The sequence below is a fragment of the Kocuria varians genome (assembly GCF_006539885.1).
Lineage (GTDB): Bacteria > Actinomycetota > Actinomycetes > Actinomycetales > Micrococcaceae > Kocuria > Kocuria varians.
Window position 1 is genome coordinate 130,161 of the sequence record NZ_BJNW01000003.1, and the last position, 26,856, is coordinate 157,016.

Annotated in this window: 21 protein-coding genes, 1 tRNA gene and 1 riboswitch; of the genes, 9 read left to right on the forward strand and 13 right to left on the reverse strand. The window is 70.7% G+C overall.

Annotation, left to right across the window (positions count from 1 at the left end; translation table 11 throughout):
- Nucleotides 1-134: 134 nt before the first annotated feature.
- Nucleotides 135-3,263, reverse strand: a complete 3,129-nt coding sequence (locus KVA01_RS02725; RefSeq protein WP_141268832.1) for a hypothetical protein — start codon at nt 3,261-3,263, stop codon at nt 135-137.
- A 188-nt stretch (nt 3,264-3,451) separates the two neighbouring features.
- Here KVA01_RS02725 and KVA01_RS02730 point away from each other — a divergent pair, with 188 nt between their 5' ends.
- The 3 genes from KVA01_RS02730 to purU all read left to right on the forward strand — a co-directional run bounded on the left by KVA01_RS02730 (nt 3,452) and on the right by purU (nt 9,313).
- Nucleotides 3,452-6,442, forward strand: a complete 2,991-nt coding sequence (locus KVA01_RS02730; protein WP_141268834.1) for a DEAD/DEAH box helicase — start codon at nt 3,452-3,454, stop codon at nt 6,440-6,442.
- Nucleotides 6,443-6,532: 90 nt separating this feature from the next.
- Nucleotides 6,533-7,696: a VIT1/CCC1 transporter family protein gene (locus KVA01_RS02735; RefSeq protein ID WP_141268836.1), complete on the forward strand. Its 1,164-nt coding sequence runs from the start codon at nt 6,533-6,535 to the stop codon at nt 7,694-7,696.
- A 744-nt stretch (nt 7,697-8,440) separates the two neighbouring features.
- Nucleotides 8,441-9,313, forward strand: a complete 873-nt coding sequence (gene purU, locus KVA01_RS02740; protein ID WP_068469962.1) for a formyltetrahydrofolate deformylase — start codon at nt 8,441-8,443, stop codon at nt 9,311-9,313.
- Between the two features lie 171 nt (nt 9,314-9,484).
- Here the strand turns inward: purU and sucD are convergent, their stop codons facing one another.
- Both sucD and sucC read right to left on the reverse strand, forming a co-directional pair.
- Nucleotides 9,485-10,402 (reverse strand): succinate--CoA ligase subunit alpha, encoded by a 918-nt coding sequence (sucD, locus tag KVA01_RS02745; protein WP_068469959.1) that lies wholly within the window; start codon nt 10,400-10,402, stop codon nt 9,485-9,487.
- Nucleotides 10,403-10,434: 32 nt separating this feature from the next.
- The gene (gene sucC / locus KVA01_RS02750) at nt 10,435-11,604 is read right to left on the reverse strand and encodes an ADP-forming succinate--CoA ligase subunit beta (RefSeq protein ID WP_068469957.1); all 1,170 of its coding nucleotides are present in this window, start codon (nt 11,602-11,604) and stop codon (nt 10,435-10,437) included.
- 216 nt (nt 11,605-11,820) lie between these two features.
- Between sucC and KVA01_RS02755 the strand changes: the two genes are divergently transcribed.
- Nucleotides 11,821-12,678 (forward strand): hypothetical protein, encoded by an 858-nt coding sequence (locus KVA01_RS02755; protein ID WP_068469955.1) that lies wholly within the window; start codon nt 11,821-11,823, stop codon nt 12,676-12,678.
- A gap of 101 nt (nt 12,679-12,779) precedes the next feature.
- On the opposite strand, the gene pcrA is transcribed toward KVA01_RS02755, so the two are convergent.
- The gene (gene pcrA, locus KVA01_RS02760) at nt 12,780-15,236 is read right to left on the reverse strand and encodes a DNA helicase PcrA (RefSeq protein WP_068469953.1); all 2,457 of its coding nucleotides are present in this window, start codon (nt 15,234-15,236) and stop codon (nt 12,780-12,782) included.
- 89 nt (nt 15,237-15,325) lie between these two features.
- On the reverse strand, nt 15,326-16,057 hold the full coding sequence (locus tag KVA01_RS02765) for an NHL repeat-containing protein (protein WP_231860664.1): 732 nt from the start codon (nt 16,055-16,057) through the stop codon (nt 15,326-15,328).
- Between the two features lie 105 nt (nt 16,058-16,162).
- Between KVA01_RS02765 and KVA01_RS02770 the strand changes: the two genes are divergently transcribed.
- A complete protein-coding gene (locus tag KVA01_RS02770; RefSeq protein ID WP_141268838.1) occupies nt 16,163-16,864 on the forward strand; it encodes a hypothetical protein in 702 nt (233 codons plus the stop codon).
- A 163-nt stretch (nt 16,865-17,027) separates the two neighbouring features.
- On the opposite strand, the gene KVA01_RS02775 is transcribed toward KVA01_RS02770, so the two are convergent.
- Nucleotides 17,028-17,100 (reverse strand) — tRNA-Arg (locus KVA01_RS02775).
- A 60-nt stretch (nt 17,101-17,160) separates the two neighbouring features.
- On the opposite strand from KVA01_RS02775, the gene KVA01_RS13090 reads away from it, so the two are divergent.
- Entirely contained in the window at nt 17,161-18,042 is an 882-nt protein-coding gene (locus KVA01_RS13090; protein WP_068469947.1) for a DUF4031 domain-containing protein, read from the forward strand.
- Nucleotides 18,043-18,197: 155 nt separating this feature from the next.
- On the opposite strand, the gene KVA01_RS02785 is transcribed toward KVA01_RS13090, so the two are convergent.
- From KVA01_RS02785 to KVA01_RS02800, 4 genes are all read right to left on the reverse strand, one after another.
- Nucleotides 18,198-18,482, reverse strand: coding sequence for a hypothetical protein (locus tag KVA01_RS02785; protein ID WP_068469945.1), 285 nt, complete (start codon nt 18,480-18,482; stop codon nt 18,198-18,200).
- A gap of 181 nt (nt 18,483-18,663) precedes the next feature.
- Entirely contained in the window at nt 18,664-19,665 is a 1,002-nt protein-coding gene (locus KVA01_RS02790) for a C40 family peptidase (protein WP_141268840.1), read from the reverse strand.
- Nucleotides 19,666-19,908: 243 nt separating this feature from the next.
- The gene (locus KVA01_RS02795) at nt 19,909-20,520 is read right to left on the reverse strand and encodes a C40 family peptidase (protein WP_068469941.1); all 612 of its coding nucleotides are present in this window, start codon (nt 20,518-20,520) and stop codon (nt 19,909-19,911) included.
- 5 nt (nt 20,521-20,525) lie between these two features.
- Nucleotides 20,526-20,692: riboswitch (cyclic di-AMP (ydaO/yuaA leader) on the reverse strand.
- A gap of 387 nt (nt 20,693-21,079) precedes the next feature.
- Nucleotides 21,080-21,790 (reverse strand): metal-dependent transcriptional regulator, encoded by a 711-nt coding sequence (locus KVA01_RS02800; RefSeq protein ID WP_068469939.1) that lies wholly within the window; start codon nt 21,788-21,790, stop codon nt 21,080-21,082.
- 196 nt (nt 21,791-21,986) lie between these two features.
- Here KVA01_RS02800 and serC point away from each other — a divergent pair, with 196 nt between their 5' ends.
- A complete protein-coding gene (gene serC / locus KVA01_RS02805; RefSeq protein ID WP_068469938.1) occupies nt 21,987-23,114 on the forward strand; it encodes a phosphoserine transaminase in 1,128 nt (375 codons plus the stop codon).
- Nucleotides 23,115-23,159: 45 nt separating this feature from the next.
- On the opposite strand, the gene KVA01_RS02810 is transcribed toward serC, so the two are convergent.
- The 3 genes from KVA01_RS02810 to KVA01_RS02820 are packed head-to-tail and all read right to left on the reverse strand — an operon-like array spanning nt 23,160 to nt 25,646.
- The gene (locus KVA01_RS02810; RefSeq protein WP_068469936.1) at nt 23,160-24,374 is read right to left on the reverse strand and encodes an MFS transporter; all 1,215 of its coding nucleotides are present in this window, start codon (nt 24,372-24,374) and stop codon (nt 23,160-23,162) included.
- 56 nt (nt 24,375-24,430) lie between these two features.
- Nucleotides 24,431-25,270 carry a DUF3027 domain-containing protein gene (locus KVA01_RS02815; protein WP_141268842.1) on the reverse strand — a complete coding sequence of 280 codons (840 nt, stop codon included), beginning with the start codon at nt 25,268-25,270 and terminating at the stop codon, nt 24,431-24,433.
- Nucleotides 25,263-25,646: a cold-shock protein gene (locus KVA01_RS02820; protein ID WP_068470154.1), complete on the reverse strand. Its 384-nt coding sequence runs from the start codon at nt 25,644-25,646 to the stop codon at nt 25,263-25,265. The genes KVA01_RS02815 and KVA01_RS02820 overlap by 8 nt, the downstream gene beginning before the upstream one ends.
- A gap of 158 nt (nt 25,647-25,804) precedes the next feature.
- Here KVA01_RS02820 and KVA01_RS02825 point away from each other — a divergent pair, with 158 nt between their 5' ends.
- Nucleotides 25,805-26,062, forward strand: a complete 258-nt coding sequence (locus KVA01_RS02825) for a hypothetical protein (RefSeq protein WP_068469932.1) — start codon at nt 25,805-25,807, stop codon at nt 26,060-26,062.
- A 79-nt stretch (nt 26,063-26,141) separates the two neighbouring features.
- Nucleotides 26,142-26,855, forward strand: a complete 714-nt coding sequence (locus KVA01_RS02830) for a response regulator transcription factor (protein WP_068470152.1) — start codon at nt 26,142-26,144, stop codon at nt 26,853-26,855.
- Nucleotide 26,856: the final 1 nt, after the last annotated feature.

Consider the following 26,856-nt stretch of genomic DNA (forward strand, 5'->3'; position numbering starts at 1 on the left):
TGACGAGGTGGGCCCTGGGTCGAGGCGTCTGCTTACCGCTCGGTAGTCATCGGCGGCCCTCCCACTGTAGGGGACGAGGAGCACGGGCGACGACGCCGAGGGGGTGGCACCCCCGCCAGGCCGCCGCCCGCGGGTCAGCCCAGCAGCTTGGCCACGAGGGCGGCCGCGAACTCCTCGGAGACGTCACCGTAGTTGAGGGAGAAGTCCTCGTCCACCAGGGTGGGCAGCAGCCCGGAGCACAACACGGCCGCGCGTCCGTAGAGCCCGGGCAGCGCGGCACCGATGGGCACCGAGAGCAGCCGCAGCTCGGGGTCGTAGCTCACGAGGGCCACCCCGGTCTCGCCCGCCACCACATGCTTGCCCAGGTTGGACGAGACCGAGCGGGCGTGCCCCGAGGCCACGTCCTCCACCGTGCGGTACGCGTAGCGCGTCTTGTGGTGGTGGTTGATCCGGTACAGCCCCGGCTGGTTGCGGTCCTCCGTGTGCTCCCAGGTGGCGTCCTGGGGCACGAACCGCTCGGCCACGCCGTTGTACTGCATCTCGCGGCGGGGCAGCGCGGCAACCACCGAGGACAGCGGCGGCAGCGTGTCGAGCATGACGGGCCCGGCGTCGTAGACCACGTCGCACATGCCGCTGGGCAGCGCCTTGCTGAGGACCTCGAGATCCACGTCCTGGAGCATGGTGGTCGCGTGGTCCTCCGGGGAGAGCACGACGACGTCGCCGCCCTGGGCGGCCACGGCCGTGGTCACGGCGTCCTCCTGCTCCGTCTTCCACCCGCCGGTGAGCAGCACGGAGCCGTCCACGAGCTGGGTGAGCGCCGGGGAGCACACCTGCCAGCGGCGCACCGTCCAGTTCTCGTCGCGGGTCACCTCCAGGAAGCCGAGGGCCTGCAGGTGGCCCACGAACCACTCCTCGAAGCGCTCGGAGTCCTCGAGCTGGCGCGCCACGATCGACAGGCTCGAGCGCTTCCCGCCGCCCAGGAACGTCAGCGCGTCCTTCAGCGGCGCCCACGAGCCGGGGTACTCCCCCTCGTCCGGGCCGATGAACTGCAGGGCCTCCACGGAGCCGGTCTGCCCGACCGCGGAGAGCTTGGTCAGCCGACCGGGGTAGCGCTTGGTGAGGCCGCAGAACTTGCAGCGCCCGAACACCCACGGGGCCTTCGCCTTGGGGTCCATGGGGGGCAGGACCACCTTGTGCTTGCCCGTGACCATGCAGGAGACGTCCGGGGCCGTCGGCAGCTCGTTGCTGCGCTCGGGGAACATCTGGCCCTCGGCCGACTCCCATCCCGGGACCTCGGGCACCTCGGCCACCGCCGTGGCGTCCTCGTCCTGCTCCCACGGGTCCATGTTGTCGAAGGAGCCCTGCACGTACTCGTCCGGGATCTCGTCGCGGGTGACGGCGGTGACGGGCCACAGCGGCTCCTGCGCCACGTGCACCATCTCGCCCTCGTAGCCCAGCGAGCGCTGGGTGATGTAGTACGAGCTGTCCCGTACGCGGAACTCGAGGCGCTGCTTGACGGTGCGCCCGGCGCGCAGCACGAGCGTGTAGTCGTTGGGCTTGAGCCGGCCGTCCGGCAGGGCGAGCTCGGTGCGGCCCAGGCTGACCTGGAACGGCGGCACGCGCGGCGGGGTCAGCTTGGTGCTCACGAGCTTGAAGGAGTGCGGGTTGCGCCACTCGCACTCGACCGACAGCGGGTCGTCGCTGTCCGAGGTGACGGTCAGCTGGGGCGGGCGCAGCGCGGAGAAGCGCTCCACGTCCCCCGGGATCCGCAGCCCACCGGACAGGGTCATGGCGGGCACCAGGCGCGGGACGAGCGCGGAGAAGTTGTCGTTGACCGTGAGGGCGGGATCGCCGGCGCGCAGCACCTGGACGTCGTCGAAGAGCACCCAGCCCTCGGCCACACCGTTCTCGCCGGGGCCCACCACGCGGTAGTCCGGGGAGGCGGAGTCGTCCAGGATCGCGCGGATCTGGTCCACCCACTCCGGCTGGTCGCGCACCATGATCCGGCACGGCCACGCCGCGGGCACGTGGTCCACGGACAGGAACGTGTCCGAGTACGCGTCTTTGGCGAAGACGACGACGGGGCGCGGGTTGCGCGTGAGCGTCAGGTCCCCCGCGGTCACCGTGAGCTGCCCCGAGAGCAGGGTGTCGTTGGTCATCCGGGCGTTGTACGCGGAGATCCCCAGGAAGGCGTCCCCGATGTAGGACAGGAACATGGTGCGCGGCCCGGCGGTGGTGTCCAGATCCACCTCGCGGCCGGGCACCAGGCGCTTGGGCACCACGAAGCCGAGCTCGTAGACCGGGTTGCCCACGTAGTCGGTGCCGTCGCTCAGGGACAGCTCGGGGCTGCGCGTGCCGAGGTGCCGGGTGCCGCGCGTGGCCGCCGCGGCGTCGTCGTCCGGCGCGGACTCCCACGCCGCGAGCTGCGCGAGCGCCACCTGCAGGGCGGGATCGCGCGTGAGCGGGTTCGCCCAGATGCTGCGCATGCCCTTGGACACGTCCGTGTCCGCGATGTCGAGCCAGAAGTCGATGTAGATGCCGAGCTCGCCGGCGCTCAAGCCCTGGGCAGTGGTCAGCTCCAGGTCCTCGAACATCTGGTGCAGCTGGCGCAGCTCCGAGGGGCCGAAGAGCGTCTGGGACAGGGCGAGACCCACGGGGCGGTGGTTCACCGCATAGGCCGAGGGCAGCCCGAGCTGGCCGTCGAACGCCTCGAGCCAGTACCGCAGCGCGTCCCAGTACGTCTCGGAGTCCTTGCGCACGGAGGCCTCGAGCGTCTTGACGTTGTCCTGCCCCGCCTGCAGCAGCACGGCGAGCGGGAGGTAGAAGCTGGAGACCGAGCGCTTGCCCGTGCGGGCCGCGAGCGCGGACATGTGCCGCCCGGCGAGGGACAGCAGGGCCAGCAGCGCCACGATGGGCGGCGGGCCGATCTTCGTGAGGTCCCCGAGCTGGCGCCGGGACATCCGGTACCAGACCTCGGTGAGCTTGTTGAAGGCGTCGAACACGGAGCGGCGGGAGCCGTCCGTCACCAGCAGGGGCGTCACGGAGTCCGCGAGCGCCCGCAGCGTGGCGGGTCCATCCAGGCCGAACTCCGAGCCAATCTGCTCGAGCATCTTCTCGTCCAGGTCCAGCTGGACGAGCTCCCCGGCGCACCGGGGACCGAAGAACGCCCGCGCCACGGCGTCGTTCCAGCGCAGGTACTCGACCTCCTGCGGTCCGGATGCAATTGCGTGGTCCCCCGTGTGGAAACCGGCAGCGTCAGCCACAAATCCTCCGTCTGCGCCGGGTGGCGCTCCGTGGTCATCACAGTCTCGTCAATTGTAGTGACCCCGGGTGGCCGCTTCCGCTGCGCCGGGCGCCGCAGTCGTCCCCCCTCCCGGGGACGACGACGCCGCGCGGGCACCGCGGCACCCGCCCCGCGGCGGTGTCGGGAGCGGGCGGTACGGTAGACGCCATGGTTGGTGCTGCGCAGTTCCCGGATCCCCGCACGTCCGGAGCCGCGCCGGACTGGCGCAGCGAACTCTCCCTCATCGTCCCCCGCTCGGGCACGGACCGGGTGGTCGCGGATCCCGGTTCCGGCCCCACCGTGGCGCTCGAGCTCGACCTCGCGCGGGTCCAGAACAGGGCACCCAGGGCGTGGCAGAAATCACCCGGGGAGATCCCCGTGACCCTCTCGGCCCGGCCCGTGGTGCGTGGCCGGCGCGGCTGGGTGCGCTCGGGCATCGACTGGGCGAACCTCGGCTCCAACGCCCGCTCCGGGGTGCTCGACGACGAGCAGCTCGACTGGTTCGAGGAGCTGCGGGCACTCGCGGAGTCCCACCGGGGCAGCTTCGCCGCGGACCGCTACCAGCTGCGCGTGGAGCGCTACACCTCGCCGCTGCTGTGGCCCCTGCTCGCCCGCGCCGAGTCCCTGGGCATCCCGCTCGTCTCGCGCGGCACGGCGGCGCCCGTCCAGCTGGATCCCGCCGGGCGCTTCGAGGTCCGGGTGGACCCGGGCGAGAACGGCGAGCTGCGGCTGCGGCCCCAGGTGGTCGTGGGAGAGGCGGAGATCCCGATGCGCTGGACCCGGATCATCGGGGACCCCGGCCACGGCCTCTTCTACCCGCAGGCCACCCCGGAGGCGCTCGACGCCGCCGAGGACCTCAACCAGTTCCCCCTGCACCTCGTGCCCCTGGCCACCCGCCTCAACAAGCAGCAGCGCTCCTTCCTGGACCGCGCGGAGAGCCTGACCGTGCCGCAGGAGGGGGTCGAGGAGTTCTTCGAGAACTACTTCCCGCGGCTGCACCAGAGCATGCACGTGACCGCCGGGGAGGAGTCGCTCACCCTGCCGCAGGTCGCGGACCCGGAGTTCGTGCTCACCGTCCACCACGACGACCTCACGGAGCGCGTCGAGTGGGAGTGGGAGTACCAGAAGGGGCGGGAGCGCGTTCGCCTGCCCTTCCGTCCGCTGGACCCCCTGGGGGACGAGGTCGTCGCTCGCGAGTCCGGGTGGGAGTCCGCCATGGTCCAGGCCGTGCACCGCCGGATCCCGGAGCTGGACTTCCGCCGCGGCTCCTACGCCGCGCAGGACGCCCTCACGCTGCTGCGCTCCTGGCTGCCCGAGCTGCGCAAGATCCCGGACCTGCGGATCGAGGAGACCGGCGGGCGCCCGGTCTACGAGGAGATCACCGAGCCCACCGAGATCACGGTCTCCACGGCCCCCACGGAGCACCACGACTGGTTCGGGCTGGGGGTGACCGTGAAGGTGGGCGAGCACTACCTGCCGTTCTCCGAGATCTTCCAGGCCCTGGACCGCGGCCAGGACGTGATGCTGCTGCCGGACGGCTCCTACTTCTCCCTGGACCGCCCGGAGTTCGTGCGGCTGCGGGAGCTGATCGCGGAGGCCCGGACCCTGCAGGAGGACAAGGGCGCCCCCCTGGCCCTGAACCGGTACCAGAGCAGCCTGTGGGAGCAGTTCGAGGAGCTCGCCACGGACACCGAGCAGGCCGAGCAGTGGCGCCACGGCGTGCGGGCCCTCACGCACCTGGACGAGATCCCCTCCCCCGCCGTCCCGCACACGCTTCAGGCCACGCTGCGCCCCTACCAGTACGAGGGCTTCCGCTGGCTCAGCTTCCTGTGGGACCACGGCCTGGGCGGGATCCTCGCGGACGACATGGGCCTCGGCAAGACGGTGCAGACCATCGCGGCCGTGCTGCGCGCCGTCGAGCGGGACCCGCAGCAGCCGCCGTACCTGGTGATCGCGCCCACCTCCGTGGTGGCGAACTGGTCCTCGGAGCTGCGCCGCTTCGCGCCCTCCCTGAGCAGCACCGTGCTCACGAGCACGAAGGACTCCGTGGCGGCGGCCGCGGCGGGCTCCCACGTGGTGCTCACCTCCTACGCGCTGCTGCGCCTGGACGCCGAGGCCTACCAGGGCGTGGACTGGGGCGGCGTGGTCATGGACGAGGCCCAGTTCGTGAAGAACCCCCGCACCAAGGCCTACCGTGCCGTGAAGAACCTGCGCTCCCGGGCGCGCCTGGCCATCACGGGCACGCCCATGGAGAACAGCCTCGCCGAGCTGTGGTCCCTGCTCTCCCTCACCGCCGCGGGGCTGTTCCCGTCCCGCCGCCAGTTCGTGGAGCACTACCAGCGCCCGATCGAACGTGCCATGGACCCGGAAGCGCTCGCGCGGCTGCGCGCCCGGATGCGGCCGTTCATGCTGCGGCGCACCAAGGCGGACGTGGACCTGCAGCTTCCTCCCAAGCTCGAGCACGTGCTGCCCGTGGGGCTGAACCCCGAGCACCGCGCCGCGTACGACCGTCGGCTGCAGCGGGAGCGGGCCAAGATCCTGGGGCTGCTGCGGGACTTCGACCGCAACAGGTTCACCATCTTCCAGTCCCTGACCACGCTGCGGATGCTCGCACTGGACCCGTCCCTGGTGGACCCGGAGTCCACGGCGGCCTCCTCCAAGCTCGACGTCCTCTTCGAGCAGCTGCCGCAGCTCGTGCAGGAGGGCCACCGCCCGCTCGTGTTCAGCCAGTTCACGAGCTTCCTGAAGATCGTGGCGGACCGGCTGGACGAGGCCGGGATCGCGTACGCGTACCTGGACGGCAGCACCCGTGACCGCGCCGGGGCGCTCGAGACGTTCCGCAGCGGGCGCGCACCCGTGTTCCTCGTGAGCCTCAAGGCCGGCGGCTTCGGCATCAACCTCACCGAGGCGGACTACTGCTACCTCCTGGACCCGTGGTGGAACCCCGCCGCGGAGAACCAGGCGGTGGACCGCACCCACCGGATCGGGCAGACCAAGAAGGTCATGGTCTACCGGATGGTCGCCGAGAACACGATCGAGGAGAAGGTGATGGAGCTGAAGACCCGCAAGGCGGACCTCTTCAGCGCCGTGCTGGACGACGAGCGCGTGTTCTCCGCAACCCTCGACGCGGACGACATCCGCGCGCTCGTGGGGGTGTGAGCCCGGACCTCCCTGGTGCGTGGACCCGCGCCACCCAGGTTCGGACCGCCGAAAGCACTCTGCGCGCCGAGCGGCGTAGCATCCTCACCCATGCCACCAGAAACCGTCACGCCCTCCCCCGCGCCCGGGGCCCCGGAGCCCACGCCAGCCCAGATCCGCCGCTGGCGCCACTACCTCGCGGACGAGCTCGCGGAGGCCGCAACCTACGAGCACCTGGCCCGCCACAGCTCCGGGCGCCACGCGGAGATCCTGCACAGCGTCGCGGAGGGCGAGGGCCGCCACGCGGAGCACTGGCGCCGCCTGCTCGGCCCCCACGCGCAGAAGACGGTGCGCCCCGCGCTGCAGGCCCGGATCCTGATGTTCCTCGCCAAGCACGTGGGCTCGGTGTTCGTGCTCGCGCTGCTGCAGCGCGCGGAGTCCCGCTCCCCCTACCGCGAGGACCCGGACGCGACCGACGCCATGGCCGCGGACGAGGCCGTGCACGAGGAGATCATCCGCGCTCTGGCCACCGACGGGCGCACCCGGCTCTCCGGCAACTTCCGGGCGGCAGTCTTCGGTGCGAACGACGGCCTGGTCTCCAACCTCGCACTCGTGATGGGAGTGGGAGCCACGGGCACCTCCAGCTCCATGGTGCTGTTCTCCGGCATCGCGGGCCTGCTCGCCGGCGCCCTGTCCATGGGCGCGGGCGAGTTCGTGTCCGTGCGCTCCCAGCGCGAGCTGCTGGACGCGTCCCAGCCCACCCAGGTGACCCTGCAGGTGGCCCCGGAACTGGACCTGGACGCCAACGAGCTCACGCTCATCTACCGGGCCCGCGGCATGAGCGAGGAGGCTGCCGAGCACCGCGCGGCCGAACGCCTGGGCTACCACGACTGCGACTGCGACCCATCCCTGTCCTTCCAGGACGAGAAGGCGCGCCTCGCGCTCTCCGGCGCGGCCGACGACGACGCCCCCGGCGGCTCGGGCGAGAACCAGGCCCTGGGCACGGATCTGGGGGCGGCGGCGTCGAGCTTCTGCTTCTTCGCCTCCGGCGCGATCATCCCGATCCTGCCCTACCTCTTCGGCCTGGGCGGCTGGGTGGCCCTGGTGGTGGGCATGGCCCTGGTGGGTGCCGCCCTGCTGCTGACCGGCGGCTTCGTGGGCCTGCTCTCCGGAGCCTCCCCGCTCAAGCGTGGTCTGCGGCAGCTCGGGATCGGATACGGGGCCGCCATGGCCACCTACCTGCTCGGACTGGCCTTCAACACGGGCACGGCGTGATCCGGACCGGGAGTACTTCTTCCCGGTGACACACCACACTTGTCCCCTCTACCGCCCACAAGATGATGTGTGATCCAGAACATAACCCGGGATTCCCGATCGCTCATCGTTATAGCACACCGTCGTTTTTGCATTCCCCTTAGTCAGAGCCATGTTTTAGGTCATCGGAGAGTGGCGGGCAACCCGCGGGTCGGATCGTGTTCCACACCGGACGGTGTGCATGAAAAATCAATGGCTAGGAGCACTCTGAGAAATTCGGATATTCTGGGCACGTGGTTCTACGAACCACCGCAACGGGAGACTTCGCACAGGGAAATCGCCACACCTGCACTGGGGGGTGCACTGTGGTTGATGCTGTGCGTCGGTAGCCGCTCAGCCCACGGCTTGATCCCGTTGAGGCGTTGTCGCCTGCCGGTGGCCGCTGGTTCTCCGACAGAGGCGCACCTCTCCCCGCGCCGGACGGGCTCCTACCGTCCGCTCTCGCGGCCACCGGTCGACAACGCCCCGGGCTTTCTTCCCCCGGGGTCTTTCCCCGGGGCTTTCGCCGCCGGGGCGGTTCGTCGGCCGCGGTTCCACCCACCGGCGGTGCTTCGCCGCAACTGCCGGCACCGGGCGTTCTGCCACCCCTGGCGGCCTCTCCCCGGAAAGCGTCTCGCCGGGACGATAAGATCAGCTCCGGTCGCCACGCCGCACAGAGCGGGCGCACCGCACCGTGACCCACCCTGACCCAGGAGCAACCCCCTCATGTCCGCCCAGCAGGCCACGTCCGACGAGCACATCCTGACCGTCCACTGCCCCGAGGCCTACGGTCTCGTGAGCGCGGTGGCATCCAACCTCACGGATCAGGGCTGCGACATCTTCGACGTCAAGCACTTCTCCGACCGCCACGACAACGAGTTCTTCATCCGCTGCCACACCATCAGCGCGCCGGGGACCGTGACCACGCAGTCGCTCATCGAGGGCTTCCGTCCCGTGGCCGAGAAGCACAGCATGGACTTCCGCCTCGTGGACGCCCGCAAGAAGACCCGCGTACTCGTGATGGTGTCCAAGATCTCCCACTGCCTCGCCGACCTGCTGCACCGTGCGCACGTGGGCTCCCTGCCCGTGGAGATCGTGGCCGTGGTGTCCAACCACACGGACCTGCAGCCCCTCGTGGACTTCTACCAGATCCCGTTCCACCACGTCCCCGTCACCCGGGACACCAAGGCTCAGGCGGAGGCACAGCTGCTCGAGCTCGTGGACGCGTACGACACCGAGCTCGTGGTGCTGGCCCGCTACATGCAGATCCTCTCGGACGAGCTCACCCAGCAGCTCGCCGGGCGCTGCATCAACATCCACCACTCGTTCCTGCCGTCCTTCAAGGGCGCCAAGCCCTACCACCAGGCCTATGAGCGCGGCGTGAAGATGGTGGGCGCGACCGCCCACTACGTCACCCCGGACCTGGACGAGGGACCGATCATCGCCCAGCGGGTGATCCCCGTGGACCACGCGCACACCCCCGAGGACCTCGTGACGGTGGGCTCGGAGGCGGAGACCCAGGCGCTGTCCCGCGCCGTGAAGTGGCACGCGGAGGGTCGCGTGGTGATCTCGGGCAACCGCACCATCGTGCTCGCCTGAACTCCGCGCGGGCCCCGCCGCGGACCTGCGCTCCGCACCGGCCCCTGGCGAACGAGCCCGCCGATGCCAGGTCACGCGCCGTGAGCCCGCGCCACAACGCGACGACGCCGCTCCCCACCGAGGTGGGCGAGCGGCGTCGTCGTAGCTGGGTCCCGGAGTCCCGGGAACCGGTCACTTGCCGGCGAAGATGTCCCGCATCAGCTGCGCGGTCTCCGAGGGGGTCTTGCCGACCTTCACCCCGGCGGCCTCGAGGGCCTCCTTCTTGGCCTGCGCGGTGCCGGAGGAACCGGAGACGATGGCGCCGGCGTGGCCCATGGTCTTGCCCTCCGGGGCGGTGAAACCGGCCACGTAGCCCACGACGGGCTTGGTGACGTTGCCCTTGATGAACTCCGCGGCGCGCTCCTCGGCGTCGCCGCCGATCTCGCCGATCATCACGATGGCCTCGGTCTCGGGGTCCGCCTCGAACGCCTCGAGGGCGTCGATGTGGGTGGTCCCGATCACGGGGTCACCGCCGATGCCGATGGCGGTGGTGAAGCCCAGGTCCCGCAGCTCGTACATCATCTGGTAGGTCAGCGTGCCGGACTTGGAGACCAGCCCGAGCTTGCCCTTGCCGGTGATGTTTGCCGGGGTGATGCCCAGCAGCGACTCCTCCGGGGAGATGATGCCCGGGCAGTTGGGGCCGATGATCCGGGTCTTGGGGCGGCCGTCCGCGTCCGTGTTCGCCTGGGAGTGCGCCCAGAACTCGGCGGAGTCCTGCACGGGGATGCCCTCGGTGATCACGACGACGAGCGGGATCTCGGCGTCGATGGCCTCGATCACGGCGTCCTTGCAGAAGGCCGGCGGCACGAAGACGATCGACGCGTTCGCGCCGGTCTCCTTCATGGCCTCGCTCACGGAGCCGTAGACCGGCAGCTCGACGGCGTTGCCGTCCTTGTCCTGGTGGCTCACCGTGGTCCCCGCCTTGCGGGCGTTGACGCCGCCGAGCACCTGGGTGCCGGCCGCGAGCATGCGTGCGGTGTGCTTGGTGCCCTCGCCGCCGGTGATGCCCTGAACGATGACCTTGGAGTCCTTGTTCAAAAAGATCGACATGTCTTCTTCCTGGTAGATCTGCGCGTGGGCGGTTACTTGGCGGAGTGGGCGAGTTCGGCGGCCTTGTCGGCGCCGGCGTCCATGGTGTCCGCGTTGGTGACCAACGGGTGGTTGGCCTCGCGGAGGATGGCGCGTCCCTCGTCCACGTTGTTGCCGTCCAGGCGCACAACGATGGGCTTGGTGGCGGAGTCCCCGAGGATCTCCAGTGCCTTGACGATGCCGCGGGCGACCTCATCGCACGCGGTGATGCCGCCGAAGACGTTGACGAACACGGACTTCACCTGGGGGTCACCGAGAATGACGTCCAGGCCCGCGGCCATCACAGCAGCGGACGCGCCGCCGCCGATGTCCAGGAAGTTGGCGGGCTTCACGTTGCCGTGCTTCTCACCGGCGTAGGCCACGACGTCCAGGGTGGACATCACGAGGCCGGCGCCGTTGCCGATGATCCCGACCTCGCCGTCCAGCTTGACGTAGTTGAGGTCGTTCTCCTTGGCCTTCTCCTCAAGGGGATCCGCGGAGGACTTGTCCGCGAGATCGGCGTGCTCGGGGTGGCGGAACTCGGCGTTGTCGTCCAGGGAGACCTTGCCGTCCAGGGCGAGGATCTGGCCGTCACCGGTCTTCACCAGCGGGTTGACCTCCACCAGGGTGGCGTCCTCCTTGGCGTAGACCTCGCCGAGCTTCACGAGCACGGGGATGACCTTCTCCGCGGTCTCGGAGTCGAACTTGGCCTGCTCCACGATCTCGCGGGCCTTGGCCTCGGTGATGCCCTCCGCGGGGTTGACGTCCACGCGGGCCAGGGCGTCCGGGCGCTCGACGGCGAGCTGCTCGATCTCCATGCCGCCCTCGACCGAGCACATGGCCAGGTACGAGCGGTTGGCGCGGTCCAGCAGCACCGAGAAGTAGTACTCCTCCGCGATGTCCGCACCCTGCGCGATCATCACGCGGTGGACGGTGTGGCCCTTGATGTCCATCCCCAGGATCTGCTGGGCGTACTCGTAGGCCTCGTCGGCGGTCTTCGCGACCTTGACGCCGCCGGCCTTGCCTCGTCCGCCCACCTTGACCTGGGCCTTGACGACGGTCACGCCGCCGATCTTCTCGGCAGCTGCCTTGGCTTCTTCTGGGGTAGTGGCGACGATGCCGGCCAGCACGGGAACGCCGTGCTTCTCGAACAGGTCGCGTGCCTGGTACTCAAACAGGTCCACGGATAAGTGTCCTTCTGCGTCGAGGTGTGTCGGCCCATGCCGGGAACCCCCGGCTGGATCGACCTGATGTGGGGGGATGCGGCGCAGCGCTGCGCTCACAGTGCCCTCTCGGCGATTTTAGTCCATGGGACCGACGCAGGGCACATGTGTCCGGGCGGGCCCGGGGCCCGGACCGGGGTTTCCGCCCCCGCGCACCGGCCTGGTTGACTGGTCCCCATGCGACGCATCCCCCTGCCGGAGACCTGGGACGCCCGCGAGGCGGACCGCGGGTTCATGGCCTCCCTCGCCACGATCGCCTTTCTCTCGCTGGGCCTCGAGCTGGTGGTGGCAGGCACCGCGCTGACCGTAACGGGCGCCGTCCCCGGGCTCTTTCCCCTGGGCGCGCAGTGCCTCGTGTGGAGCGGTCTCGGGGTCGCCTGGCTGCTCGTCGCCCGCGCACTGGTCGCATGGTCACGACGCCGCGGCGTGGACCCCCTGCCTGCAGCGGCGCCGGTTGCGACACCGGCGGCGGCACGGACCGCTGCCCCTGCCGGGGTGCAGGCCCGAGCCCGCACCGCAGCGTCGACCAGGACGAAGGGCCTGACGTCCGCCGGCGCGTCGGGTGACGGCTCGGGCGAGCTGCTGGACCACCGGCCGTGGCGCGGGATGCTGCTGCTGTTCCTCGCGGCCGTGCTCGTGGCGTTCCTGCTGCCAGGGCTGCTCGAGGACACCTGGACCATGGCCGCCGTGGAGCGCTACGGAACGCTGTTCACGGAGTACGGCGGCGCGGCGTGGCTGGCCATGCTGGCGTGGACGCTGCGGCTCCTCGGCTACGGAGCGGTCGCGGCGAGCGTGCTGGCCTACTCACACCGCGCCGTGCGCGAGCTCGTGGACCGCCCGTTCGCGCGCTGGGTGCCGTGGGGCGGGCTCGTCACCGGGGTGCTCCTGGGTGCGGTGGCCTTCCTGGCGGAGGGTGGCGCCATGGCGCTCACCACGCTGGTGACCTACGTGCTGCTGGGCATGCTGCACGTGCGCTCGGGCGAGTCCCTGCGCGTCACCGCCTGCTTCACGGTGCTCGTCCTCGCCGTGCTCTGACACGGCGCCGCGCTCCGATGCGGCACTCTTCCGCGCCGCGCTGCCTCGCCGCGGGTCCGCGCCATGGTTCCTTGCCGCGGCCCCCGGCGGCGTGAGACCCCTCAGTCCACCTTGGTCATGGGCGCGTACCGCAGCAGCAGCCGCTTCTCCTCCGCGCCGAAGCGCACCTTCGCCACGGTCTTGTCCCCGGAGCCCTCCAGCGCGACGACCGAGCCGCGGCCGAACGCCTTGTGCTCCACGGCGTCACCCACGCTCAGCGCGGGGATCTCACGGTTGGGCTCCACACGGCCCGACGACGCCGGGGACAGCCGCCGGAACGTGGCCCCGGATCCCGCCCCCGCGCCCCACGACGAGCCGCGCAGCGGGTCCCTCGCCTGTCCCGTGCTGTGGACCGGCGAACCCCAGCCACCGCCGGCCGGTGCGCCCTCGCGCTTCCAGTCGATGAGGTGGGCGGGGATCTCGTCCAGGAACGGACTGGCCGGGTTGAACTGGGACTGCCCCCACATGGAGCGTGACTCCGCGCGGGTGATGTAGAGCCGCTGCCGGGCGCGGGTGATCCCCACGTAGGCGAGCCGGCGCTCCTCCTCCATGCTGGAGGGATCCGCGAAGCTGCGCTGGTGCGGGAAGATCCCGTGCTCCATGCCGGTCAGGAAGACCACGGGGAACTCCAGACCCTTGGCGGTGTGCAGGGTCATCAGGGTCACCACGCCCTGCGAACGGGCTTCCTCGACCTCGCGCGCGATCTGCTGGGCGCTGGCCCCGCCCTCCTCGGACGAGGGCTGCTGGGGGATCTGGTCCGCGTCCGCCACCAGCGCGACGTGCTCCAGGAACTCGCCGAGCCCGGCGTCCGGGTGGTCCTTCTCGAACTCCCGCACCACGGCCACGAGCTCCGCGAGGTTCTCCACACGGGACTCGTCCTGCGGGTCCGAGGAGGAGCGCAGCGCCTCCAGGTAGCCGGACTGCTCCAGGACCGCCTCGAGCACCGCCGTGACGGAGGCGCCCTCCGAGAGCTCCCGGAGGTCGTCCATGAGCTGCGAGAACTTGGCCACGGCGTTCGCGGAGCGTGTGGCGAGCGCGGGGGCCTCGTCCAGGCGGTGCATGGCGTCCGAGAAGGAGATCCCCTCCCGCTCGGCGAGCGCGGCGATCGAACCCTGCGCACGGTCCCCGATCCCCCGCTTGGGCTCGTTGATGATCCGGCGCACCGTGATGTCGTCCGCGGGATTGGCGATCGCGCGCAGGTAGGACATGGCGTCCTTGATCTCCTTGCGCTCGTAGAACCGGGTGCCGCCCACCACCTTGTACGGCAGCCCCACGCGCATCAGGATCTCCTCGAGGGAGCGGGACTGCGCATTGGTGCGGTAGAACACGGCCACGTCCCCGGGGCGGATCCCGTGCTCGTCCTGGAGCCGGTCGATCTCCTCCGCGATGAAGCGTGCTTCCTCGTGCTCGTTCTCCGCGGCGTAGCCGACGATCGGGGCACCGTCCCCCTCCGCGGTCCACAGCTTCTTGTCCCGGCGGTCCGCGTTCTGGGAGATCACAGCGTTGGCGGCGGAGAGGATGTTCTGCGTGGAGCGGTAGTTCTGCTCCAGCAGGATGGTCCGGGCGGAGGGGTAGTCGCGTTCGAAGTCCGTGATGTTGCGGATGTCCGCGCCGCGGAACGCGTAGATGGACTGGTCCGAGTCGCCCACGACGGTCAGCTCCGCCGGCGGCAGCCCGGTGGCGTCACTGCCCTGCGGGGCGTCCGCGCCCACGAGCTCGCGCACGAGCGCGTACTGGGCGTGGTTGGTGTCCTGGTACTCGTCCACCAGCACGTGGCGGAAGCGGCGCCGGTAGTAGTCGAGCACCTGGGGGAAGGCCCGGAACATGTGCACGGTCTCGCCGATGAGGTCGTCGAAGTCCATGGCGTTGGCCGCCCGCAGCCGCTGGGTGTAGCCCCGGTAGACCTGCGCCACGGCGGACTCGAAGGGGTCCGTGGAGTTCGCGCGCGCCAGGTAGGTCTCGTCGTCCACGAGCTCGTTCTTCAGCGCGGAGATCTTGTGCTGGATGGCCTTGGGGGCAAAGCGCTTGGGGTCCAGCTCGTGCTGCTTGGCCACCTGCGTGATCAGCCGCAGGGAGTCCGCGGCATCGTAGATGGAGAAGTTGGTGTTCAGGCCCAGGGTCTTGGCCTCGCGGCGCAGGATCCGCACGCACAGCGAGTGGAACGTGGAGATCCACATGGACCGCGCGGACTCCCCCACCAGGTCCACGATCCGCTCGCGCATCTCCGCTGCGGCCTTGTTGGTGAACGTGATCGCCAGGATCTCCCCGCGCCGGGCACGGCCCGTGGCGAGCAGGTAGGCGATCCGGTGCGTCAGGACCCTGGTCTTGCCCGATCCGGCGCCCGCGACGATCAGCAGCGGCGAGCCGGAGTGCTCCACGGCCGCGCGCTGGGGGTCGTTGAGGCCGGCCACCAGGTCCGCGGGCGACGCCGCCACCTCCGCGGGTGCGTGGTCGCGGGTTCCCGCGGTGGTCCGAACCGACGCCGCGGAGAGCAGGGGGTTGTCAGAGAGGTAGTCCATGGTGCGCCCAGTCTAGCCAGCGCCTCCGACGCGCGGGCCGGCCCGGGACGGGCCGCGTGACTCCCCAACGGACCCGGTCGGATCCCGGGTCAGACGTAGCGGGGTTCCACCAGGTGGCGCCCGTTGGCGTCCTCGACCCACAGGTTCGAGTCCGCCACGGTGACCCGCACGGGAGCGCTGAGCACCACGGCGTCGTCGTCGAAGTCCTCCGGGTCCTGCTCCGGGCCGCCGTAGGTGGTGGTGACCTCGCCCTCGTCCGGGTCCAGGTGGCGCAGGGCGTCGTTGCCGGTGTCCGCGACCACCACGGAGCCGTCGTAGAGGATCTGCAGGTCCTCGGGGTGGTCGAGCTTGGCGTCTGCGGCCGGGCCGTCCTGAAAGCCGGCCCCGTGCCTGCCCACGACCGTGACCACGTGCGGGTCCCCGTCCGGACGGTCCGTGTCCACCACGATGCAGCGCAGGGAGGAGGAGTCCCGGTCCACGAGCCACAGCCTGCCGTCCGAGCCCTCGGTGATGGAGACGGTCGCGGCGAACTTGGCCTGGGCGATCTTCCCGTGGCGCCGGCCGGACTCCCCCGTGCCGCCGTACTCCTGCAGGACGTCCGTGTAGGGGTCCCAGCGGAAGAACTGGTTCGCGTCCGGGACCGCCACGACCACGGCGGAGAGCTTGTGCGACCACACGATGTCCGCGATCCGGGACCCGGCCAGGACGGCGCAGTCGATGCGCCGTCGCACGGTGGTGTGGTCCGCCTCGTAGAGGGTGAGCCCGCTGCCGTCCCCGGCGCTGAGGAGCAGGCCGTCCGGAAGGCCGATGGAGAGCTCCATGACCGTCACCACCTTTCGCGGTGCCCGCGGGGCACCCGTCCGCCACCCCGTCACGGGAGTGGTACCCGTAGTCGTTCACAGTACAACCCGGGGGATAATGGGGCCATGGGTATGACCAGAGCGCAGAAGGCCAAGAAGTACGGGGAGGACGCGGGGTCGGCACCGACCACCCCGCGCACTCCGAGGGCGGCGCCGGTGCGTCCCGTGAGCGTGCACGAGATGCGTTCGGGCGAGCTCGCGCCGGAGCCGGAGAAGGGCTCGTCCGCCGGGATCCTGGTGGGCGTCGCGTTCTTCGTGGGGCTCGCGCTGTGGCTCTACTACCACCTGCTCGTCCTGCAGGGCGTGTCCGGCAACCTCGCCGGTGGCGTCACCGCGCCGGAGCTGCTCGCGGGCGGGTTCTCGGGCGATCACCTCGCGGACTTCGCCCGTGCGCTCGGCGAGAACGGCCGCACCGAGTACTCGGGCGTCCACGCCACCACCGGGCTGTTCACCCCCCTGCTCGTGGGGCTCGGCTGGCTGCTCTTCATCGGCCTGAACACCCCGCAGCGCGCCCGCAAGTGGGTGTACTGGGCCGTGCCCCTGCTCTACGCCGTGGTCTTCCTGCTGGGCAACTCCGCGCTCGACGCCGCCGTGGCCCACCCGGACAACCCCTCCGCCGCCGCCTGGGCCTCGGGCCTCGTGGTCGCGCGCTGGGTGCTCCTCGCGCTGCTCGTGCTGGTTGCCGTACTGGTCGCGGTCTCCGTGGTGCGGCGCAAACTGGACGACTTCTCCCAGGGCAAGCTGCCGGGGCAGCGTCCGCGGGGCTGAGTCCGGGCGGTTGGCTCCACGCCGTTGCCCCCGTGCCTCGGGAAGCCGAGAACCCGGCTCGGCGGCTGCCTCTCCGGGAAGCTCAGCCGGGTCAACCGGGACCTGCAAGACCTCCGTGCCCTGGCACGACGAAGCCCCACCCTCACGGGTGGGGCTTTCTCCGTGCCCCCGATTGGATTCGAACCAACGACACCGGCTTTAGGAGAGCCGTGCTCTATCCCCTGAGCTACGAGGGCAACACTGCCCCACCTTATCCGCGCCGCGGGCCACCCGCGAGTTGGGCGCACAATGGGGGCATGACCGTCTACATCGACCCGCCGCGCTGGCCCGCGCACGGCACCGTGTTCTCCCACATGGTCTCGGACACCTCGCTCGACGAGCTGCACGAGACGGCGCGCGCGCTCGGCATCTCGGTCCGTGCCTTCGACGAGGACCACTACGACGTCCCGGCCCACCGGCACGCGGACGCGGTGGCCCTGGGAGTCCGGGCGGTGGACGGCAAGCAGCTGACCCGGCTGCTGATCCGCAGCGGGCTCAGGATCCCCGCACGAGGCCGCCCGGCCAAGATCGCGGCCACGCTCTCCGACCGCTGGCGGCGGCACTTCCCCGTCCACCCGGCCCTGGGCGAGGCGCTGGTCTCCCGGTGGGGCGAGCCGCACCGCCACTACCACGGCACGTCCCACCTGCTGCAGGCGCTCGAGGCCGTGGACCGGCTGACCGGTGGGAGCCCCTCTGATGAGCTGCTGCTCGCCGTCTGGTTCCACGACGCCGTCTACCGCGGTGTTCCGGGGCGGGACGAGGAGGAGTCCGCGGAGCTGGCCCGCCGGGAGCTCACGGGTGACGGGTGGGAGCCGGGCCTCGGGGAACGGGTCGCCGAGCTCGTCCTCGTCACCCTCGCGCACCGCCCCGATCCCGCGGACCGCAGCTCATGCCTGCTCGTGGACGCCGATCTCAGCATCCTGGGCGGCTCCCCCACGGAGTACGACCGCTACGCGGCGGCGGTGCGGCGGGAGTACGAGCACGTCCCGGACCCCGAGTTCCGTGCGGCCCGTGCGGAGGTGCTCCGCACGCTGATGGCAACGCCGCCCCTGTTCCACGACCCGCTCGCCGTCCAGCTGTGGGAGGCGCGGGCCCGGGAGAACGTCACGCGGGAGATCGAGCAGCTCAGCGCCGCCTGACCGTCGTTGAGAGGGACAGCTGTCAGGGGCGGCGTTCAGGGGCCGAACGCCTCATGCCGTGATCGGTGGGCAGTGCACGGGGCACCCGTGACCCGCGCCTTTCCGGACCCAGACCACCGCAGTGACCAGCGCTTCCCGGGCCACCCGCCGGATCCCTACGCCCCGGGGTTCTGCGGTGTCGGGGACTGCGCCTGGACCTCGGCCTCGCGACGGCGGGCGGCCGCGCGGCGTCGTCGGAAGAGGAGCGAGGCCACCACGAGCCCCAGGATGATGCCCACACCGCCGCAGACCGAGAGCCACATGGCCACGTGGCCGGCAAACGCGGCGACCAGGAAGCCCACCACGATGCCGGGAACCGCGCCGGCCACCATGCCGATCGCGTAGTACGTGAACTCCTGGTCTTGGGGGGTGCGGGCGGCGTGCGAGAAGTCGGTGGACATGCCCCCCATTCTACGGCGGGCACCACCCGGACCCCGGGCATGAAAAAGACGTGAGGACCCTGTAAAACACAGGGTCCTCACGTCTCGTGTCGCGCGCGTCAGGAGCGGGTACACAACCGGTCCCGGCTCGCGACGAGGTGTGGCACGCGGCTGGTCACCGCGGTGCCGCCATGTATCCGAATCAGCCGACGCGGATGAACTCGGGGCCGGAGCCCACGTACGCGGTGGTCTTCACGGTCTGGTTGCCGTTCCAGCCGCCGTGCACGGCCTGGCCGTTGCCCGCGTAGATCGCCACGTGGGCCACACCGGCGCCGCCGTCCGCATAGTAGGCGATGTCACCGCCACGCGCCTGGTCCGCGGAGACCGAGGTGCCCAGCGACTTGTAGTCGGCCGGCCAGCCGTGGAAGTTGATGCCCACGGCAGCCAGGGAGTCGGAGACCAGCGCGGTGCAGTCCTGGTACTCACCGATCTGGCCCTCGGCGGCGCTCAGGATCGCGCCGCCCTTGCCGGACGCGGACTGGGTGGAGGTCGACTGGGTGGAGACCTTGCCCGGGGCCGCGGCGGCCTTGACGGGGGTCTCTGCCGGGGTGGTGCCCGCGGCACCGGTGTGCACGTAGCCCTGGTTGCCGGTGGTGTTGCTCTCCGGGACGACCGGGTTGGAGACCTGGCTGTACTGCTGGGCGGCGGTCTCGGCGGCGATGGTCTGCTGCGAGGCCGGAGCGGCGTGGCGGCCCTGGGCCGCCGGGGCCTGCTCGGCAACCGGGGTCACGTTCTCGGACGCAGTGGTCACCACGGGGGCCTGCTCGGCAACCGGGGTCACGTTCTCGGACGCAGTGGTCACCACGGGGGCCTGCAGCGGGGTCACGTTGGCCACGGGAGCGGCCTCGACCACGGAGGACTGGGCGGCCGGGGCGGCGGCCTCGGTCTTCGCGGCCTTCTTGGTCTCGGACTTCTTGGCGGTGTCGGCCTTGTCAGCCTTGGCGGCGGGCTCGGCGGAGACGGTGTTCTCGGATGCCGGAGCCTCCGACACGGCGGCCGCGGGAGCCTGCTCGTCAGCGTTCTGCGTGGCCTGCACGGACACGGTGGTGGCGATCGCCAGGCCGGAGAAGGCGGCGACGGCGGCCACGGTGCGGGCCTTGCCGGCGAAGAGGTTCTTGGCCGTGGTGACGGTTTCGTTCGACATGCGTGTGGTTTCCTAACACGTTCGTATCCACCCAGGGCACGTGAAGTGCGGTGATCCTGCGAGCGTCCGGTGGACGTCACGGGTCACCGTGTCGGGCGGTGATGTGGTTACTTGCGATTTCAGGTGTTCGGGCCGGTGCGCACGCCGCCCTCCCCTGGGGCGGCGGCGCGACGCACGGCCTACTGTCTAGCTCGACACGGGACGTTGCCGGTCATCCGCGGGGACGACCGGATCCCGAGGGATTCAGCGGACGGAGTAGAAGCCGTCCACCTGCATGGCGTTCACGGAGTGAACCTGGGTGCCCTGCGAAGGATTGAGAGCGGAGATCATCTGGCCGTTGCCGATGTAGATCCCCACGTGCGAACCGCCGTTCTGGGAGACGAGGTCTCCGGGCTGCGGGTTCGAGGTGGCGTGGCCTGCGGCGAACTGGGCCCAGGTGGTGCGGGGCAGCTGGACGCCGTTCTGGGCGTAGACCCACTGCACGAAGCCGGAGCAGTCCCAGGCCTTGAAGCCGGTGCCGCCCCACACGTACGCGCCGCCGATGCCCTCGTAGGCGGTGCCCACGATGCCGCTGGCGGAGTGGTTCGACTGGGTGCTCACGTTCGAGCCGGTGGCCAGCAGGTCCGAGGACTGCGAGCTGAACTCGACGCTGTAGGAGGTCGAGGTGCTGTAGGACGTCGTGGTGTGGGCCGACGGCGTGGTGCCGAGGTCGATGACCCCGCTGGCTGCCTGCGCCGGGGAGGCGAAACCGGCGACGACGGCGCCGGCGGCCACTGCGGCAACGGTGGAGTTGCGCACGAGGTGCGAGTTCGTCTCCGCGCGGTGGCGGGCAGAGCTGTGCTTCACGAAAGACATGAGTGTGTTCCTCCCTGCGCCTACGAGGTGAGCTGTCGGGTTCGGATGGGAGACATCCGGCCGCGCGAGGTGGTGCTTCGCGCAGGCTTAACCCCGAGGATCCGCTGTGGTGCAACGAACCCGGAAAGTGGTTCCCCCGCTTCTGCCAAACGGATTTCTGTGTACGGGTCCCGGAGCGCCTGGCAGAACTCGGCGAACGCCCGGGAGTGCCGGATCCGACCAGTGATCGGCACGGTCACGACTGTACAGGACAGGTAACGATAAAGTCACGTTTTGATTACAACGGATCACGGATCCGGCACTGCCGGTGAATAATGCGCGGTTTCTTATCTGCTTCCGCTATGAATGGGCCGCACCTGCACGCCGCCCGCCCACCCCCTCGCAAGCCACAAACACCCTTCTGACCTGCGCTTTCATCCGGGCGGTTCCGATCGAGGACCGGGCGACGGGGCCTCGGGCGGGTGATTGTCCACACATCACGAAGGTCACGACGGAGACCGAGAAGATCACGGTGGCCGGCGGCGGCGTCGGCCCGGGGACGGACGAGGGGCGTGACCGCTCAGCCCTGGGGCTCGCCCACCCGGATGGCGCGCGCCGTGGTGGCGTCGAGGTCCAGGGAGACCCCGGACCCCACGTGGGTCACGAGCACCCGGTGCTCGTCCCCGGGGTTGATCTCGGCCGTGACGCGTGAACCGGTGAGGACGTCCGCGGAACTGAGCATCTCGATCAGCTCGGGATCCGCCTGCACGACCTCCGGCAGCAGGGTGATCTCGTACGGGGTGGCGCCGTCCTCCTCCGCCACCTCCCACAGGGTGCGGCCCTGGAACGTCTGCGTGGCGCTCACGGTGCCGCCCTTCGCGTTGCGCCCCGGAATGGGGGTGCCGTAGGGGGAGGTCTCGGGATCGTCGAGCAGGTCCACGAGACGCTGCTCCACGCGCTCGCTCATCACGTGCTCCCAGCGGCAGGCCTCCTCGTGGACGTGGGCCATGTCCAGGCCCACCACGTCCGCGAGCAGCCGCTCCGCCAGGCGGTGCTTGCGCATCACGGAGACGGCCATGGTGCGCCCGGTGTCTGTGAGGCGGAGGGAGCGGTCCGGGGCGACGGAGAGCAGCCCGTCCCGCTCCATCCGGGAGACCGTCTGGGACACGGTGGGCCCGGAGTGGTGCAGGCGCTCCACGATGCGCGCCCGCATGGGCGTGATCCCCTCCTCCTCGAGGTCCAGCACCGTCCGCAGGTACATCTCAGTGGTGTCGATCAGATCGCCGCTCATGCTTCGTCCTCAGATCTCTGCGCAGGGGTGCGCACGTCAACCGTGTGGTGTGGAGAGGGGGCGCGCGGCCCGCTCCCGCAACTTTGCGACGATTGTATCTAGATGTGCCCCGGTGCACTGCGCCCCGTGGCGGCCGGGCACGTCACGGGCGGGCATAATGGGTGGTGACACCCCACCGTCTCCCCGAGGAGTTCCCGTGAGCAGCACGCCCGTGATCCCGCCGGCCCTGGTGCCCGAGGACGGCCGGTTCGGAGCCGGCCCGTCGCGGGTGCGCGCCGCGCAGGTCGACGCGCTGCGGGACGCCGGCGCCACCCTGCTCGGAACCTCGCACCGTCAGGCACCGGTCAAGGACCTCGTGGCGCGGGTGCAGGAGCAGCTGGGCGAGTTCTTCTCCCTCCCGGAGGGCTACGAGATCGTCCTGGGTCTCGGCGGCTCGAGCACCTTCTGGGACGCCGCGGCGTTCGGTCTGGTCTCCTCGCGCGCCGAGCACCTCTCCTTCGGGGAGTTCGGTGCGAAGTTCGCGAGCGTCACGGACCGTGCCCCGTTCCTGGAGCCCTCCGTGGTGGTCGAGGCTCCCGCCGGCTCGCGCCCGGAGGGGCCGCGCGTGGCGGCCGGGGTGGACGTCTACGCGTGGCCGCAGAACGAGACCTCGACCGGTGTGGCGATGCCCGTGCGCCGCGTCCACGGGGACCAGGGTGCCCTGACGGTCGTGGATGCCACCTCCGCCGCCGGCGGCATGGCCGTGGACCTCGCCGAGACGGACGTCTACTACTTCTCCCCGCAGAAGAACTTCGGCAGCGACGGCGGAATCTGGTTCGCCGCGTTCTCCCCCGCCGCCCTGGAGCGGGTTGAGCAGGTGGCCGCCTCGCAGCGGTGGATCCCGGACGTGCTCTCGCTGGCCACGGCGGTGGAGAACTCCCGCAAGCACCAGACCTACAACACGCCCGCGCTGGCCGGGCTCGTGATGCTGGACGAGCAGCTGCGCTGGTTCCTCGACCAGGGCGGGCTCCCCTGGACCGCCGCGCGCACCGCGGAGACCTCCGCCCTGGTCTACGACTGGGCCGAGCACAGCGACGTCGCCCACCCGTTCGTGGCAGAGGCCGCCCACCGCTCCCCGGTCGTGTGCACCGTGGACTTCGACGACGCCGTGGACGCCGCCCGGATCGCGGCGGTGCTGCGCGCCAACGGCGTGGTGGACGTGGAGCCCTACCGCAAGCTCGGTCGCAACCAGCTGCGGATCGCCACGTTCGCCTCGGTCCCGCCCGAGGACGTGCGCGCACTGCTCGCCTGCATCGACTGGACCGTGGCCCACGGCCTGGACTGAGCCCCGTCCCCGAGCCGGCCCCGCGGCGGCGTCGTCGGTGCGGGGTCAGGACCGCTCGACCGCGCGGCCGGCCCGAAGCCGCCACGCGTAGAGCAGCCCCACGAGCACCCCGGTGAAGCCCGCGAGCACCGCGGATCCCATGCCCCAGCGGGGACCGAGGGTGTCGGTGAGCCAGCCCACCGCCGGCGCGCCGATGGGTGTGCCGCCCATGAAGATGGCCATGTACAGGCTCATCACCCGGCCCCGCATGGTGGGTGAGGTGGTGGTCTGCACGTACGCGTTGGCGGTGGTCATGATCGTCAAGGACGAGACGCCGCACGGCACGAGCCACACGGCGAAGACCCACAGGGAGGGCGCGGTGGCGGCGCCGAGGCACGAGAGCGCGAACGCCGCGCAGCCGATGAAGATGTAGCGCAGCCGAGCGCTCGCCCGCCGCGCCGAGAGTAGCGCACCGGTGACCGTCCCCACGGCGAGCATGGAGTTGAGCACGCCGAACTCCTGCGAGCCCTGCCCGAAGACCGTGCCCGCCATGGCCGCGAGGTAGACGGCGAAGTTCATGCCGAACGTGCCGATCATGAAGATCGTGGTCATCACCGCCACGAGGTCCGGGCGGTGCAGGACGTAGCCCACGCCCTCGCGGATCTGGCCCCTCGCCCGTTCGGCGCGCGGGGACGGCCGCAGCCGTGCGCCGTCGATCAGCAGGATCGCCCAGATCATGGCCCCGAACGTCAGGGTGTTGATCATGAACACCCAGCCCGTGCCCACCAGGGCCACGAGCACGCCGGCCACCGCGGGTCCGATCAGCCGCGCGGAGTTGAACGACGTGGAGTTCAGTGCCACCGCGTTGGAGAGGTGGGTGTCCGGGACCATCTCGGAGACGAACGTCTGGCGCACGGGGGCGTCGAAGGTCGCCACGATGCCCAGCGCGAGCGCGAAGACGTACACCGTGGGCAGCTGCGCGAGACCGAGCAGCAGCAGGGCGCCCAGGGCCGCCGCCAGCAGCGCCATGGCGCCCTGCGTGAGCACCAGGATCCTGCGCCGGTCGTAGCGGTCCGCGAGCACACCGGCGTACGGGGCCAGCACGAGCTGCGGCACGAACTGCAGGGCCATGACCACGCCCATGGCGGTGGCGTCGTGGTCGGTCAGCTCGTCGAAGACCAGCCAGGACTGCGCCGTGCGCTGCATCCACGTTCCGATGTTGGACACCAGCGCGCCCATGAACCACAACCGGTAGTTGCGGATGTGCAGGGAACGGAACATTCCCGTGCTGCGCACCTCCGAGGCCGTGGCACCGGCCCCCTCTGGTGAGCCGTCAGCTACGATGACGCGCCGTCCTGGGCGGACTCCGCCGCGCTGCTGTCCTCGGACTCGCCGTCCTCGCCCTGGTGGCTCTCGTCGCCCTCGTCCGAGGAGGAGCCGTCCTCCTGCGCGTTCTCGAGCGACTCCTGCTCCTTCATGGCCTGCATCCGCTCCTCCCACGGCACCCAGTCCGGGGCGAGCAGGGAGTCCGGGCCGGCGATCAGACCGGACTCGCACACGGTCACGTGCTTGGTGCGCGGGGCCCGGGCCACCGTGGCGTACCAGGTCCAGCCCGGGTAGCCGCGCAGCTGGCACTCGAAGAGGTGGGTGAGCAGGCGGTCCTCGTGCACGACCACGCCCAGGTGCTCCCCCACGGCCTGCTCGCCCTGCGGCGAGTCCACGACGGCCTCGCGCGCCAGCGCCACGGCCTCTGTGAGCACAGGGTCCTGCTTCGGGGTGCGCGTGCGGCCCGCCGAGCGCGATCCGGTGCGGGCACGGGGGGCGGCCGGCGCCTCGGCCCGCGAGGGTGCTTCCTCGCCGGCGGCGGTCCCGTCCCCGGTATCGGCGGAGGGTGCGTCTGCAACGGGCGCCGCGGCGGCGTCGGCGGCTGCCGGCCCGGCGGCGTCGTCCCCGTCCGTGCCCTGCGCGGCAGACGTGGCCTGCGAGTCGCCCGAGTCCCGCGGGGCGTTCGCATCCTGCGGGGTGTCGGTGCGCAGCAGCGCGTCCGTCAGCACGGTTTCCTCGGTGGAGCCCTCGCGCTGCGTCACCGCCTGCTCGGTCTCGCGCAGCGGCAGGCTCTGCTGCTTCTGCTGCGGCTCCAACGTGGTGTCCTGTTCGGTTCCCCTGGCCTCAGACATCGAGCTCGTCCGCAACCGTGCGCAGGATGGCCGCGATCTTGTGGCCGTGGGCGGGATCCGGGTAGTGGCCCCGGCGCAGGCCGTTGGACATGCCGTCCAGCAGGCGGATGAGGTCCTCGGTGAGCCCGGCCATATCCTCAGCGGGCTTGCGCGTGTTGCGCGCGACCGACGGCGGCCTGCTCAGGATCGTGGCCGAGAGCGCCTGGGCACCGCGCTTGCCGTCCGCGATCCCGAAGTCCATCCGGGTCCCGGGCTTCACGGTGGTGACCCCCTGGGGCAGCGCCGACGAATGCAGGAACACTTCCTGGCCGTCGTCGGTGGCCAGGAAACCGAAACCCTTGTCTGCGTCGAACCACTTGACCTTGCCCGTGGGCACCGGGATCACCTCAGTCTCTCGTCACTGCGTCTGCGCCTGGTGCGTCCCCGTGCTGCGGTGGACGCGGTGGCTTACGAAGTCAACAGCCTATCTCCCCGGCGGCGGGCGCCGCCCCTGATTCAACCCACCGCGTAACGGGACCTTGCTACCTTAGGGCCATGCCTGACTCCGCCGCCTCCACCGTCTCCCGCTCCGCACCGGAGGCCCCTCCCCGGGGGATCTCCACGCTCCTGCTCGTCGCCCTGGTGCTCGCCGTGCTGTGCGCCCTCTCGCTCGTGACCGTGCTCGTGGCGGCCGCGGGTGGGCACGTGATCTGGGCGGGCTTCACGCTCTTCCCCGCGATCTGCTTCCCCATCGCCTTCCTGCTGATGTGCGTCGAGCTGCTGCGCGGGGCACGACGTCGCGCGCGGACCTGATCCCGCCCGTCACGAGCTTCCAGAGTCTCTCCGGGGTGGGAACAGACTGCACACAGGAAACTTGGAGATACTGAACACCGTGAATGCGAAAACTCCCGAAGCGAAGCTGCTCGTCGTCGACGACGAGCCCAACATCCTCGAGTTGTTGGCCACCTCCCTGCGATTCGCGGGCTTCGACGTGGTCACCGCGGCCAACGGCCGCGACGCCCTGCTCAAGGCAGAGGCCGAGGAACCCGATCTGGCCGTCCTGGACGTCATGCTCCCGGACATCGACGGCTTCTCCGTGACCCGCAAGCTGCGGGCCGCCGGGCGGCAGTTCCCCATCCTGTTCCTCACGGCCAAGGACGACACCGACGACAAGGTCGCGGGCCTGACCGTGGGCGGTGACGACTACGTGACCAAGCCCTTCAGCCTGGACGAGGTCGTCGCACGCATCCGCGCGGTGCTGCGCCGCACCCAGCCGCTCGAGGAGGAGGACTCCCGCCTGAAGGTGGACGACCTCGTCCTCGACGACGACGCCCACGAGGTCTTCCGCGGCAACCGCGAGATCGACCTGTCCCCCACCGAGTTCAAGCTGCTGCGCTACCTCATGCTCAACCCCAACCGGGTGCTGTCCAAGGCCCAGATCCTGGACCACGTGTGGGAGTACGACTTCAACGGGGACGCCTCCATCGTGGAGTCCTACATCTCCTACCTGCGCCGCAAGATCGACAACGATCCCGAGCAGCCCTCCCTGATCCACACCAAGCGCGGCGTGGGCTACCTGCTGCGCTCCTCGGACAAGCGGCACTGAT

Excerpts from the sequence above, each read along its gene's own strand:
- KVA01_RS02730 (WP_141268834.1), top strand. The coding sequence starts at position 3,452 with ATGGTTGGTGCTGCGCAGTTCCCGGATCCCCGCACGTCCGGAGCCGCG.
- KVA01_RS02735 (WP_141268836.1), top strand. The coding sequence starts at position 6,533 with ATGCCACCAGAAACCGTCACGCCCTCCCCCGCGCCCGGGGCCCCGGAG.
- purU (WP_068469962.1), top strand. The coding sequence starts at position 8,441 with ATGTCCGCCCAGCAGGCCACGTCCGACGAGCACATCCTGACCGTCCAC.
- sucD (WP_068469959.1), bottom strand. The coding sequence starts at position 10,402 with ATGTCGATCTTTTTGAACAAGGACTCCAAGGTCATCGTTCAGGGCATC.
- KVA01_RS02755 (WP_068469955.1), top strand. The coding sequence starts at position 11,821 with ATGCGACGCATCCCCCTGCCGGAGACCTGGGACGCCCGCGAGGCGGAC.
- pcrA (WP_068469953.1), bottom strand. The coding sequence starts at position 15,236 with ATGGACTACCTCTCTGACAACCCCCTGCTCTCCGCGGCGTCGGTTCGG.
- KVA01_RS02765 (WP_231860664.1), bottom strand. The coding sequence starts at position 16,057 with ATGGAGCTCTCCATCGGCCTTCCGGACGGCCTGCTCCTCAGCGCCGGG.
- KVA01_RS02770 (WP_141268838.1), top strand. The coding sequence starts at position 16,163 with ATGGGTATGACCAGAGCGCAGAAGGCCAAGAAGTACGGGGAGGACGCG.
- KVA01_RS13090 (WP_068469947.1), top strand. The coding sequence starts at position 17,161 with ATGACCGTCTACATCGACCCGCCGCGCTGGCCCGCGCACGGCACCGTG.
- KVA01_RS02785 (WP_068469945.1), bottom strand. The coding sequence starts at position 18,482 with ATGTCCACCGACTTCTCGCACGCCGCCCGCACCCCCCAAGACCAGGAG.
- KVA01_RS02790 (WP_141268840.1), bottom strand. The coding sequence starts at position 19,665 with ATGTCGAACGAAACCGTCACCACGGCCAAGAACCTCTTCGCCGGCAAG.
- KVA01_RS02795 (WP_068469941.1), bottom strand. The coding sequence starts at position 20,520 with ATGTCTTTCGTGAAGCACAGCTCTGCCCGCCACCGCGCGGAGACGAAC.
- KVA01_RS02800 (WP_068469939.1), bottom strand. The coding sequence starts at position 21,790 with ATGAGCGGCGATCTGATCGACACCACTGAGATGTACCTGCGGACGGTG.
- KVA01_RS02810 (WP_068469936.1), bottom strand. The coding sequence starts at position 24,374 with ATGTTCCGTTCCCTGCACATCCGCAACTACCGGTTGTGGTTCATGGGC.
- KVA01_RS02815 (WP_141268842.1), bottom strand. The coding sequence starts at position 25,270 with ATGTCTGAGGCCAGGGGAACCGAACAGGACACCACGTTGGAGCCGCAG.
- KVA01_RS02825 (WP_068469932.1), top strand. The coding sequence starts at position 25,805 with ATGCCTGACTCCGCCGCCTCCACCGTCTCCCGCTCCGCACCGGAGGCC.